Origin of the sequence: Corynebacterium antarcticum (genome assembly GCF_016595285.2) — a bacterium.
GTDB lineage: Bacteria > Actinomycetota > Actinomycetes > Mycobacteriales > Mycobacteriaceae > Corynebacterium > Corynebacterium antarcticum.
In genome coordinates, this window is record NZ_JAENIP020000003.1 from 513,795 (window position 1) to 525,712 (window position 11,918).

The following is an 11,918-nucleotide window of genomic DNA, read 5'->3' on the forward strand; positions in this document are numbered from 1 at the left end:
AGTACCCAATGTCTGACACCGGAATCACCGCCCCCGAAGGATTCTCAGCCGCCGCCACGACCGCCGGAATCAAGGCGTCGGGCAAGCCCGACATGGCCCTCATCGTCAACGAGGGGCCCGACCTCACGGCGGCGGCCCTGTTCACCCGGAACCGGATCGTCGCCGCGCCGGTGAAGATCAGCCGCGCCAACGTCGCCGACGGCCGTCTCAGGGCCGTCGTCTACAATTCCGGCAACGCCAACGCCTGCAACGGATCCAGGGGAGAGGCCGACGCGACGGCTACGATCGAACGCGTCGCGGAGTCGCTGGGGGTCGAGCCGGGGGACGTCGCGGCCTGCTCCACCGGGCTCATCGGGGAACCGCTGCCGATGGACATCGTGCTCGCCGGCGTGGACAAACTCGTCGACGGACTCACCGTGAATGACGGTGACAACGGTGGGGCAGCCGCCGAGGCGATCATGACCACCGACACCATCGTCAAGGAATCGGTCGCCCACGGTGCCGGATACACGGTCGGCGGGATGGCCAAGGGCGTGGGTATGATGGCTCCCTCTCTTGCGACGATGCTCGTCTGCCTGACCACCGACGCTGCGGTCACCCACGAGATGGCCGACACGGCACTGCGTGCCGCGACCGCGGTGACGTTCGACTGCCTGGACATCGACGGCTCGACCTCCACCAACGACACCGTCATCCTCCTGGTCTCCGGGGCGTCCGGTGTCACCCCGGATCAGAAGGATCTCAACGAGGTTGTCCTGCGGGTGTGCACGGACCTGTCCAAGCAGCTCCAGTCGGATGCGGAGGGCGTCACCAAGCGCGTAGCCGTCACCGTCACCGGGACCACGGACGACACCCAGGCCGCCAACGCGGCCCGCACCCTCTGCCGTGACCCGCTTTTCAAGTGCGCGATGTTCGGCTCCGACCCGAACTGGGGCAGGGTGCTCGCCGCAGTGGGCATGGCGGACGCCGACATGGACCCTGAGCACATCTCCGTCCACTTCAACGGTCAACCCGTCTGCCTTGATTCATGCGGTGCGCCCGGCGCCCGGGACGTCGACCTCTCCGGCCGCGACATCGACGTCACCGTGGATCTCGGCACCGGTGGGCCCGGCACCGCGACCCTGCGCACCACCGACCTGTCCCACGCCTACGTCGAGATCAACTCCGCGTACTCCACCTAGACGGTCTCCGCCACCGGCGCGAAGACCCCTCCACGACACCCCAGAAACCGGGACGAGACATGAACGACATGCTGAAGGACATCACACCCGAGGTACGGGCCAACGTGCTCGCCGAGGCGCTGCCCTGGCTCAAGCACTTCCGCGACAAGATCGTCGTGGTCAAGTACGGCGGAAACGCCATGATCGACGAGGATCTCCGCGCCGCCTTCGCGGCCGACATGGTCTTCCTCCGGACCGTCGGCGCGAAACCCGTCGTCGTCCACGGCGGTGGCCCCCAGATCAACGCCATGCTGCAGAAGCTCGGTATCGAGGGGGAGTTCCGCGGTGGATTCCGGGTCACCACCCCCGAGGTGATGGAGATCGTCCGCATGGTTCTGTTCGGGCAGGTCGGCCGGGATCTCGTCGGCCTGATCAACTGCCACGGCCCCTATGCGGTCGGCTGCTCGGGTGAGGACGCGGGGCTATTCACCGCGGAGCGCCGCCTCGTCGAGGTCGGCGGTGAACTCACCGACATCGGCCTGGTGGGTGACATCACGCACGTCGACGCCTCCTCACTCATGGACATCATCGACGCCGGTCGGATCCCGGTGGTCTCCACGATCGCCCCGGACGAGGACGGACAGGTCCACAACATCAACGCGGACACCGCGGCGGGGGCGCTCGCCAGCGCCATCGGTGCGGAACGCCTGATCATCCTCACGAACGTCCCGGGTCTCTACACCGACTGGCCGGACACCTCCTCGATGGTCAGCAAGATCTCCGTCGGCGACCTCTCCGATCTCCTCCCGTCCCTCGACGCAGGCATGATCCCGAAGATGGAGTCCTGCCTCAACGCGGTCCGGCAGGGCGTCCACGCCGCGCACGTCATCGACGGTCGTGTCGCGCACTCCGTGCTGCTCGAGCTGCTCACCGAGGGCGGAATCGGCACAATGGTCCTTCCGGACACCTACTCCCGAGACGACTACCCAGCCCCCACCGAGTTCCAGAAGGTCAAACCATGAACGAATCCAGGATCGACAACTACGACGCCCTCGGCCGGTGGCCCGACGCGCTGATGAATACCTACGCCCCGGCGCTCGATCTCGTCTCGGGTGACGGTGCGGAGGTCACCGCCGCCGACGGGACCGTCTACCTCGACCTGCTCGCGGGTATCGCGGTGAACTCCCTCGGACACGCGCATCCGGCCGTGATCGAGGCCGTCGAACAGCAGATCCGCCGGTTCGCCCACGTGTCCAACCTCTTCGCGTCCCGTCCGGTGGTCGAGGTGGCGGAGAAGCTGAAGGAACGTTTCGCTAACGGTGACGCAGCGGTCGCGGAATCGACCCGCGTGTTCTTCTGCAACTCCGGTGCCGAGGCGAACGAGGCCGCCTTCAAGCTCGCCCGACTGACCGGGAAGCGGCGGGTACTGGCGGCGGAGCACGGATTCCACGGCCGGACCATGGGATCCCTGGCGCTGACCGGTCAGCCGGACAAGCGCACCGCCTTCGAGCCCCTGCCGGGAGGGGTGGAGTTCTTCCCCTACGGCGACATCGACTACCTGCGGAAGCTCGTCGGCGTCAACCCGACGGACACCGCGGCGATCATCCTCGAACCGATCCAGGGCGAGACGGGCGTGATCCCCGCCCCGGACGGCTATCTCGCCGCGGTGCGGGAACTCTGCGACGAGCACGGCATCCTGTTCATCGTCGACGAGGTGCAGACGGGCGTCGGTCGGACCGGGAACTTCTTCGCCCACGCCCACGAGGGCATCCTGCCCGACGTCGTCACCATGGCCAAGGGACTGGGGGCGGGACTGCCCATCGGTGCCTGCCTCGCGCACGGGAGGGCCGCATCCCTGTTCGGTGTGGGAAGCCACGGCACCACCTTCGGTGGAAACCCGGTGTCCTGTGCCGCGGCGCTCGCGGTGCTGGACACGATCGACGAGGACTTCATCGCCGATGTCCAGGACAAGGGCGCCCACTTCACGGCGGCGATGAAGGCGGTCGACGGCGTCGACGAGGTCCGGGGACGCGGCCTCATGCTGGGCCTCGTTCTCGACGAGCCGGTGGCGAAGAAGGCTGTCACGGTCGGACTCGGGCACGGGCTGATCCTCAACGCCCCGTCGGACAGCGTCATCCGCATAACCCCGCCGCTCGTGATCACCGCGGAGCAGCTCGACGACGCGGCACGGCGCATCGGCGCCGTTCTCGCCGAGACCCGGGCGCAGGCCCGGACAGCCACGCAGAACAACGAAGGGTAGGAGACACATGACCACCACACCGAACGTCCGGCACTTCCTCGCCGACGATGACCTCACCCCGGCCGAGCAGGCGGAGGTCCTCACCCTCGCCGCCGAACTCAAGGCTGACCCGTACTCACGCAAGCCGCTGGCCGGTCCGCAGTCCGTCGCCGTGCTCTTCGACAAGACCTCGACCCGCACCCGCTTCTCCTTCGACGCCGGTATCGCCGCGCTCGGCGGCAACGCCATCGTCGCTGTGGCCGACAAGACGCAGATGGGGAAGGGGGAGACCTACCAGGACACCGGAGCGGTGCTCTCCAGGTTCGTCTCCATGATCGTGTGGCGCACCTACGCCCACGACAACCTGCTCGCCATGGCGGAGACCGCGACGGTCCCGATCATCAACGGGCTCTCCGATGACCTGCACCCGTGCCAGATCCTCGCGGACCTCCAGACCTGCATCGAAAAACTCGCGCCCGAACAGGGCCCGGCGGGGATCCGCGGTAGGAGCGCCGTGTACATCGGGGACGGGGCCAACAACATGGCGAACTCCTACCTGATCGGCTTCGCGACGGCCGGGGTGAACATGACGATCGTCGCGCCCGAGGGCTTCCAGCCCGAGCAGCGCTTCGTCGATCGTGCACGCGCCATCGGGGAGGAGACCGGTGCCCGGATCGTCGTCACCGACAGTCTCGACGGGGTGGACGGTGCGGACATCGTCATCACGGACACCTGGGTGTCCATGGGACAGGAGAACGACGGCATCGACCGCGTCGCGGTGTTCCGCCCCTACCAGGTCGATGACGCCGTGATGGCCCGGGCCGCCTCCGACGCGATCTTCCTCCACTGTCTGCCCGCCTACCGGGGAAATGAGGTCAACGCCGAGGTCATCGACGGACCGCAGTCCGTGGTGTTCGACGAGGCGGAGAACCGCCTGCACGCCCAGAAGGCCCTGATGGCGTGGCTGTTGGAGCACCAGCCCGGTGGTGCGGCACGATGAGTCGGCCCGCACCGGCGACCCGAGCCGCGAGACAGGGGCGGATCGTGGAGATCCTGGAGAAGTACCGCGTCTCCTCCCAGGTCCAGCTCTCCGAGCTGCTGCTCGATGACGGCATCGACATCACGCAGGCGACACTCTCGCGGGACCTCGATGAGCTCGGTGCGAAGAAGGTCCGGCCCGACGGGGGGAGGGCCTTCTACACGATCGGTCCCGCGGAGGCTCCGCTCACCGAGCAGATGCGCGGGCCGGCGGAGAAGCTCCGCCGGATGCTGGAGGATCTCCTCGTGAGCGTCGACTCCTCGGGGAACACCGCCGTGCTGCGTACCCCGCCGGGTGCCGCCCAGTACCTGGCTAGTTTCATCGACCGGGTCCAGATGGACGAGGTCGTCGGCTGTATCGCGGGGGACGACACGATCTTCGTCATCGCGCGGGAACCCCTCACGGGTAAACAGCTCGGTGAGATGTTCGAACGACGCTGATGCCGCCCGAACGCCACCGCGCCGGTGGTCACGCCCGCCCGGCCGGGTGATGGCGAGCCCGCGGCGTACGTCGACACGGAGGACTGGGCGCCGGACGGACGGTGTCTGCATAATTTGCATTTGAATGAATAAACCGTCTAGAGTTGCGGTTGTCGGACAGCGGCGCCCGGTTTTCACGCACCGCACCTGCTGCACCCGCGCCATCCGCACTGTTAGTGTGTGGTGCACACATGAGTTACCCGGAGGCATCGTGATTGCCGCTGGTAGAACCCACAATACAAACGATGAAGCACCTCTCAAGGAGAAGACATGACTGATCGCGTAGTTCTCGCCTATTCCGGCGGCCTCGACACCTCGGTGGCCATCCCGTACCTGGCCAAGATGACCGGCGGTGAGGTCGTGGCCGTGGCACTCGACCTCGGCCAGGGCGGCGAGGACATGGAGAGCGTGCGTCAGCGTGCCCTCGACTGCGGCGCCGTCGAGGCGGTCGTCGTCGACGCCAAGGACGAGTTCGCCGAGGAGTACTGCCTGCCGACCATCAAGGCCAACGGCATGTACATGAAGCAGTACCCGCTGGTCTCCGCCATCTCCCGCCCGCTGATCGTCAAGCACCTCGTCGAGGCCGCCGAGGAGCACGGCGGAACCCACGTCGCCCACGGCTGCACCGGTAAGGGCAACGACCAGGTCCGTTTCGAGGTCGGTTTCGCCGACATGAACCCCGACCTGAAGATCATCGCCCCCGCGCGGGACTTCGCATGGACCCGGGACAAGGCGATCGCCTTCGCCGAGGAGATCAACCTCCCGATCGAACAGTCCACCAAGTCGCCGTTCTCCATCGACCAGAACGTCTGGGGTCGCGCCGTCGAAACCGGCTTCCTCGAGGATCTCTGGAACCCGCCGACGAAGGATCTCTACGCCTACACCGAGGACCCGGCGATGGGCAACGCCCCCGACGAGCTCATCATCTCCTTCGAGAACGGTGTCCCGGTCGCCATCGACGGCAAGAAGGTCACCGTCCTCGAGGCCATCGAGGAGCTCAACCGCCGCGGCGGCGCCCAGGGTGTCGGTCGGCTCGACATGGTGGAGGACCGCCTCGTCGGCATCAAGTCCCGAGAGGTCTACGAAGCCCCCGGCGCGATGGTCCTCATCACCGCGCACCAGGCGCTCGAGGACGTCACCGTCGAGCGTGAACTCGCCCGCTACAAGCGGCTCATCGACGCCCGCTGGTCCGAGGAGGTCTACGACGGTCTCTGGTTCGCCCCGTTGAAGCGTTCCCTCGACGCCTTCATCGAGTCCACCCAGGAGAACGTCACCGGTGACATCCGGGTCGTCCTGCACGGAGGCCGGGTGACCGTCAACGGTCGCCGCTCCGAGTCGAGCCTCTACGACTTCAACCTGGCCACCTACGACACGGGTGACACCTTCGATCAGACCCTCGCCCGTGGCTTCGTCGAGCTGCACGGCCTGTCCTCGAAGATCGCCTGCCGCCGCGACCGCGAGGCCGGCAAGTAGAATCCACGGTCATGCACGCGCCCTTCCACCGATGACGTCACCCGAACCGGGCACGGCGCCATCGATGGAGGGGTTTTCGCCGTGACCGATGACTCCGTGGGCCACCGCGCGACAACGCAGCACACCAGAAGAGAACCGAAGAAGTAAGCCACTCCCGAAGGAGCCGACGATAACCGTGGAACAGCACAAGACAAACGAGGGTGCCCTCTGGGGCGGCCGTTTCTCCGGAGGTCCCTCCGAGGCGATGTTCGCACTGAGCGTGTCCACCCACTTCGACTGGGTGCTCGCCCCCTACGACGTGCTGGCCAGCAAGGCCCACGCAAAGGTTCTCAATTCCGCGGGGCTCCTGTCGGACGCCGATCTGGAGACCATGCTCGCCGGCCTCGACGAACTGGGGGAGAAGGTCGCCTCCGGGGAGTTCGGACCCGAACCCACCGACGAGGACGTTCACGGGGCCATGGAACGGGGGCTCATCGACATCGTCGGTCCCGCGGTCGGCGGTCGGCTCCGTGCCGGTCGTTCCCGCAACGACCAGGTCGCGACACTGTTCCGCATGTGGGTCCGGGACGCCGTCCGGGACATCGCTCTCGGCGTCACCGATCTCGTCGACGCCCTCGTGGGCCAGGCCGAGGCGCACCCTGACGCCATCATGCCGGGCAAGACACACTCGCAGGCCGCACAGCCCGTGCTCCTCGCGCATCAGCTGCTCGCGCACGCACAGCCCCTGCTCCGCGACGTCGACCGCATCCGCGACCTGGACAAGCGTCTCGCGGTCTCCCCCTACGGCTCCGGTGCCCTCGCCGGGTCCTCCCTGACCCTCAACCCCGAGGCGATCGCCGAGGAGCTCGGCTTCGACTCGGCGGCGGACAACTCCATCGACGGCACCTCCTCCCGCGACTTCGCCTCCGAGACGGCGTTCGTGCTCGCTCAGATCTCCGTCGACATGTCCCGGTTGGCCGAGGAGGTCATCTACTGGTGCACCCCCGAGTACGGGTACGTCACGCTCGATGACGCCTGGTCGACCGGCTCATCGATCATGCCGCAGAAGAAGAACCCGGACGTCGCCGAGCTGACGCGGGGCAAGACCGGTCGCCTCATCGGCAACCTCACCGGACTGATGGCGACACTCAAGGCGCAGCCGCTCGCCTACAACCGCGACCTGCAGGAGGACAAGGAACCCATCGTCGACTCCGTCGCGCAGCTCAACCTCCTGCTGCCCGCGATGACGGGTCTCGTCTCCACCCTCACCTTCCACCCGGAGAGGATGGCGGAACTGGCCCCCGCGGGGTTCACCCTCGCCACCGACCTGGCCGAGTGGATGGTCCGCCAGGGGGTTCCGTTCCGTGAGGCCCACGAGGCGTCCGGTGCCTGCGTCCGTATCGCCGAGGCCCGAGGTGTCGGCCTGGACGAACTGACCGATGACGAGCTCACCGGTGTCGATCCGCGTCTCACCCCCGAGGTCCGGAAGGTCCTCACGGTCGAGGGCGCGGTCGCCTCACGCGCGACGCGTGGCGGCACCGCCGGTGTGCGCGTCATCGAACAGCGTGAGCGGGTCGCCGACCGGTCCGCCCGCTTCCGCACCTGGGCCCAGACCCCGGTCCGGGGCTGACCGGATCCCTGGTCCACCGGGCGCCGGGGCGTCTCCGCCGAGGTCTCAGACCAGACGCGCGACGGCGTCCCGGATCAGGTCCTCCCGCTTGCAGAAGGCGAACCGGACCAGGGGATCGAGGTGTCCCGAGTCTCCGCTCGTGGCGAACGCGGACACCGGGATCCCGACCACTCCCCGGTCGATGAGATCCCCGGTGCAGAAGTCCGTGGCATCCGTGACCCCGAGGGGGCCGGCGTCCGCGATGACGAAGTAGCCACCGGCGCAGGCCTTGACGTCGAAGCCGGCCCGGTCGAGCCCCTCCATGAGCAGGTCGCGGCGCCGCTGCATGTCACCGCGGAGCCGTTCCATCCAGGCCTGTTCATTTTCCAGGGCGTGTGCGACAGCGGGCTGGACGTGACCGACCCCGACGAACGTCAGGAACTGCTTCGCCTTCGTCACGGCGTCGATGATCTCCGGAGTTGACATCGCCCAGCCGGTCTTCCAACCGGTGACGTTGAGGCACTTCGCGGCTGAGGAGACGGTCACCGTGCGTTCCCGCATACCCGGTAGCAGGGCGATGGGGGAGTGCCTGCGGCCGTCGTAGAGGAGCTTCTCGTAGACCTCGTCCGCCAGGACCAGAAGATCGTGCCGCCGCGCGAGATCCGCGACGACCTCCAGATCGTCGGCGCCGAACACGTGCCCGGTCGGGTTGTGCGGTGTGTTGATGATGATCATCGCCGTATTCGCGCCCACCGCTGCGCGGAGCGCGGCGTGATCCAGCCGCCAACCGGTGTCGCTGCCGGCGTCGAGCAGCAGAGGAACCGGGACCAGGGTCGCGCCGGCGAGCGCGACCGCGGCCGCGTACGCGTCGTAGTACGGCTCGATCACCACCACCTCGCTGCCGGGCTCCACGAGCGCGAGCACCGTCGCGGAGATGGCCTCGGTCGCACCGACGGTGACCAGTACCTCGGTGGCCGGGTCGAGGCTGTGTCCGTAACTCCGCCGGCGGTCCGCGGCAACCGCGGCGCGGAGCCCGGCGAAACCGCGTCCGGGCGGATACTGGTTGTTGCCCGCGCGGATCTGCCGTACGGCCTCCTCGAGCATCGACCGGGGCCCGTCCTCGTCCGGGAATCCCTGACCGAGATTCACCGCTCCCCTCTCGACGGCCAGGGTGGTCATCGTGGCGAAGATGGTCTCGGGAAAGTGACTGAGTCGGGATACGAGGCGTGACATGGGCGCCAAGTCTAGTCCGGTGCCCGGTTCACGGGTACCGGCTCTCCCCGCCGGCACGGACCGGTCAGGTGAGGCTCGCGCCACCGTCGAGCGGGAGTACCACACCCGTGACGAAGGCGGCCTCGTCTGAGAGAAGCCACGCCACAGCCTCCGCGATGTCCCCTGGCTCGCCCAGACGCTGCAGGGGAACCTTCCCCTCCTCCTCGCGGAGACGGTCAGCCGGGAGACTCTCGAGTGCGGCGGTGCGGATCGGCCCGGGCGCGACCGCGTTGACCCTGATCCCCTCTGCCGCGTAGTCGAGTGCGGCGGTCTGGGTCATGCCGACGACCCCGTGCTTCGCCGAGATGTAGGGGGACAGGAGCCTGGACGGCCGTAACCCCCCGATCGACGCGATGTTGACGATCGCACCGGAACCCCGCTCATTCATGTGTGCGAGCTGGGCCCGTAGTCCGTAGAACGTACCCCGGAGGGTCACGTCGATGGCGCGGTTGAATGCGGCGTCGTCGATCTCGGCGAGCTTGTGCGGGGGAGCACCCAGACCGGCGTTATTCACCGCGTAGTCGAGGCGCCCGTAGGCGTCGAGAGCGAACGTGACGAGAGCCTCGTTGTCCTCGACACTTCCCGCGTTGACGTGGATGAAGCTGGCCGTACCGCCGTGGTCCGAGATTTCCGCGACCACCGCACGCCCCCTTCCCGTCGTTGATGTCGCTGACCACGACCGCGACACCGTCCTGTGCGAGTTTCAGTGCGATCGCCCTCCCGATCCCGTCACCCGCTCCCGTGATCACCGCGACCTTCCGGTCGATCCCGTCTGAGTTCCGACCCGTCTGTGCGCCCATATTCAGTCTTTTCTCCCGTTCACCTGAATCCGTTGCGACCTTTCTACCCGCGAATCGTGGTGTGGTGCCACGGTCGGTAGCTCCGTGCCCCACCGTGTCCAGGATGTATCACCGGGGCACGGTGCTGACGCACCCGTACCCCCGGGTAGGATCGGTGCCCATGAGTATCGATCCGAAGTTGCTTGATGTGCTCGCCTGTCCGAAGGACAAGGGGCCGCTGGAGTATCTCGAGGACGACCAGCTGCTCGTCAACAGGAGGCTCGGTCTCGCCTACCGCATCGACGACGACATCCCCGTGCTTCTCATTGACGAGGCGGTTCCCTGGCCGTCCGCCGACTGACCCACCGACACCTTTCCGAGCAGTCTCCCAACGAAGAGGAATTGACGATGAACATCATTGACGAACTGAGCTGGCGTGGCCTGATCAACCAGTCCACCGACCTCGACAAGCTCCGTGAAGAAACCGAGTCCCCGATCTCCCTCTACTGTGGCTTCGATCCGACCGGCCCCTCGCTGCACGCCGGACACCTCGTCCCACTTCTCCTCCTTCGCCGGTTCCAGCGGGCCGGACACCGTCCGGTCGCTCTCGCAGGTGGTGCGACGGGCATGATCGGCGATCCCCGTGACGTCGGTGAACGCTCCATGCTCACCGAGGAGACGGTCGCGGGCAACCTGGAGCGGATCCAGAAACAGCTCGCCCGCTTCATCGACTTCGAGGGCGACAACGCCGCGGTCATGGTCAACAACGCGGAATGGACGACGAACCTCAGCGTCGTCGACTTCCTCCGGGACGTCGGCAAGCACTTCTCCCTGAACACGATGCTGAATCGTGACACGGTCAGGCGGCGTCTCGACTCAGACGGCATCTCCTACACCGAGTTCTCCTACATGCTGCTTCAGGCCAACGACTACGTCCAGCTCAACCGCAGCCACGGGTGTGTCCTGCAGATCGGCGGCGGCGACCAGTGGGGCAACATCGTCTCCGGGGTCGATCTCAACCGTCGCGTCAACGGTGCCACCGTCCACGCGTTGACCGTTCCCCTGGTCACCGACAGCGAGGGCAACAAGTTCGGGAAGTCCACCGGTGGCGGCAAGCTGTGGCTGGATCCCGAGATGACCAGCCCCTACAGCTGGTACCAGTACTTCTTCAACACCAATGACGCGGACGTCGTCAAGTTCCTGCGCTGGTTCACCTTCCTCGACAAGGAGGAGCTCGACGCGCTCGAGATCGAGGTGAGCGAACGTCCGCACAAGCGTGAGGCACAGCGGCGCCTCGCCCGGGAGATGACGACCCTCGTTCACGGTGCTGACGCGACCGAAGCCGTCGAACTGGCGGCCCAGGCACTGTTCGGGAGAGCCGAGCTCGCTGATCTCGACGAGCGCACCCTCGAAGGCGCGGTCTCGGAGACCACGGTCGCCGAGATCGACGCTGATGCACCGCGTACGATCGTCGATCTCCTTGTCGCGACCGGGCTCGCCGAATCGAAGGGCGCCGCGCGCCGGTCCATCCGGGAGGGGGGTGCCTACGCCAACAACGTCCGGATCCCGGATGAGGAGTGGCAGCCCACCGAATCTGATCTCCTTCACGGGAGCTGGATCGTGCTGCGTCGTGGCAAGAAGAACTTCGCGGGCGCGCACTTCACAACTCCGGCGTAACCGAACGTTCACTCCCGTCTCATCCCCCTCGTCCCGCCGTACTTCGGTGGCGAGGGGGAATTTGTTTCTCCCGGGGTTTCGTCGGAGGGGGAGGACCGTCGTGCGACGGAGGAACCCGGGACAACGCCGGGTGTGGAGCGCGAATATCGTCGATGTCCTGGTGTTTTGCGTGTTTCGGGTGGTGTGTGTAGATTGATTCGAGTCAGCGCGGC

Annotated in this window: 11 protein-coding genes and 1 pseudogene; 9 read left to right on the top strand and 3 right to left on the bottom strand. The window is 67.0% G+C overall.

Features of this window, described 5'->3' with window-relative positions; all coding sequences use genetic code 11:
• The first annotated feature begins 8 nt into the window (after positions 1–8).
• The 7 genes from argJ to argH all read left to right on the top strand — a co-directional run bounded on the left by argJ (position 9) and on the right by argH (position 7,999).
• Positions 9–1,181, top strand: a complete 1,173-nt coding sequence (gene argJ / locus JIM95_RS09600; RefSeq protein ID WP_200259387.1) for a bifunctional glutamate N-acetyltransferase/amino-acid acetyltransferase ArgJ — start codon at positions 9–11, stop codon at positions 1,179–1,181.
• A gap of 59 nt (positions 1,182–1,240) precedes the next feature.
• Positions 1,241–2,182 carry an acetylglutamate kinase gene (gene argB / locus JIM95_RS09605; RefSeq protein WP_200259390.1) on the top strand — a complete coding sequence of 314 codons (942 nt, stop codon included), beginning with the start codon at positions 1,241–1,243 and terminating at the stop codon, positions 2,180–2,182.
• The gene (locus JIM95_RS09610) at positions 2,179–3,420 is read left to right on the top strand and encodes an acetylornithine transaminase (RefSeq protein WP_200259393.1); all 1,242 of its coding nucleotides are present in this window, start codon (positions 2,179–2,181) and stop codon (positions 3,418–3,420) included. Before argB ends, JIM95_RS09610 begins: the two co-directional genes overlap by 4 nt.
• A 7-nt stretch (positions 3,421–3,427) precedes the next feature.
• Positions 3,428–4,399: an ornithine carbamoyltransferase gene (gene argF / locus JIM95_RS09615; RefSeq protein WP_200259396.1), complete on the top strand. Its 972-nt coding sequence runs from the start codon at positions 3,428–3,430 to the stop codon at positions 4,397–4,399.
• Positions 4,396–4,878, top strand: a complete 483-nt coding sequence (locus JIM95_RS09620) for an arginine repressor (protein ID WP_200259399.1) — start codon at positions 4,396–4,398, stop codon at positions 4,876–4,878. Before argF ends, JIM95_RS09620 begins: the two co-directional genes overlap by 4 nt.
• A gap of 309 nt (positions 4,879–5,187) precedes the next feature.
• Positions 5,188–6,390 carry an argininosuccinate synthase gene (locus tag JIM95_RS09625; protein ID WP_200259402.1) on the top strand — a complete coding sequence of 401 codons (1,203 nt, stop codon included), beginning with the start codon at positions 5,188–5,190 and terminating at the stop codon, positions 6,388–6,390.
• A gap of 175 nt (positions 6,391–6,565) precedes the next feature.
• Positions 6,566–7,999: an argininosuccinate lyase gene (gene argH / locus JIM95_RS09630; RefSeq protein WP_200259405.1), complete on the top strand. Its 1,434-nt coding sequence runs from the start codon at positions 6,566–6,568 to the stop codon at positions 7,997–7,999.
• Positions 8,000–8,044: 45 nt separating this feature from the next.
• Here argH and JIM95_RS09635 read toward each other — a convergent pair whose 3' ends face one another.
• From JIM95_RS09635 to JIM95_RS11595, 3 genes and pseudogenes are all read right to left on the bottom strand, one after another.
• A complete protein-coding gene (locus JIM95_RS09635) occupies positions 8,045–9,211 on the bottom strand; it encodes a pyridoxal phosphate-dependent aminotransferase (protein WP_200259408.1) in 1,167 nt (388 codons plus the stop codon).
• A 64-nt stretch (positions 9,212–9,275) separates the two neighbouring features.
• Positions 9,276–9,890 (bottom strand): SDR family NAD(P)-dependent oxidoreductase, encoded by a 615-nt coding sequence (locus tag JIM95_RS09640; protein WP_248113736.1) that lies wholly within the window; start codon positions 9,888–9,890, stop codon positions 9,276–9,278.
• A 58-nt stretch (positions 9,891–9,948) separates the two neighbouring features.
• Positions 9,949–10,050 (bottom strand): annotated as a pseudogene (locus JIM95_RS11595) (hypothetical protein); the annotation flags it as partial.
• Between the two features lie 160 nt (positions 10,051–10,210).
• Between JIM95_RS11595 and JIM95_RS09645 the strand changes: the two are divergent.
• Both JIM95_RS09645 and tyrS read left to right on the top strand, forming a co-directional pair.
• Positions 10,211–10,390, top strand: a complete 180-nt coding sequence (locus JIM95_RS09645) for a Trm112 family protein (RefSeq protein ID WP_200259411.1) — start codon at positions 10,211–10,213, stop codon at positions 10,388–10,390.
• 41 nt (positions 10,391–10,431) lie between these two features.
• A complete protein-coding gene (gene tyrS, locus JIM95_RS09650; protein ID WP_200259414.1) occupies positions 10,432–11,706 on the top strand; it encodes a tyrosine--tRNA ligase in 1,275 nt (424 codons plus the stop codon).
• The last annotated feature ends 212 nt before the right edge of the window (positions 11,707–11,918 follow it).

Excerpts from the sequence above, each read along its gene's own strand:
- argJ (WP_200259387.1), top strand. The coding sequence starts at position 9 with ATGTCTGACACCGGAATCACCGCCCCCGAAGGATTCTCAGCCGCCGCC.
- argB (WP_200259390.1), top strand. The coding sequence starts at position 1,241 with ATGAACGACATGCTGAAGGACATCACACCCGAGGTACGGGCCAACGTG.
- JIM95_RS09610 (WP_200259393.1), top strand. The coding sequence starts at position 2,179 with ATGAACGAATCCAGGATCGACAACTACGACGCCCTCGGCCGGTGGCCC.
- argF (WP_200259396.1), top strand. The coding sequence starts at position 3,428 with ATGACCACCACACCGAACGTCCGGCACTTCCTCGCCGACGATGACCTC.
- JIM95_RS09620 (WP_200259399.1), top strand. The coding sequence starts at position 4,396 with ATGAGTCGGCCCGCACCGGCGACCCGAGCCGCGAGACAGGGGCGGATC.
- JIM95_RS09625 (WP_200259402.1), top strand. The coding sequence starts at position 5,188 with ATGACTGATCGCGTAGTTCTCGCCTATTCCGGCGGCCTCGACACCTCG.
- JIM95_RS09635 (WP_200259408.1), bottom strand. The coding sequence starts at position 9,211 with ATGTCACGCCTCGTATCCCGACTCAGTCACTTTCCCGAGACCATCTTC.
- JIM95_RS09645 (WP_200259411.1), top strand. The coding sequence starts at position 10,211 with ATGAGTATCGATCCGAAGTTGCTTGATGTGCTCGCCTGTCCGAAGGAC.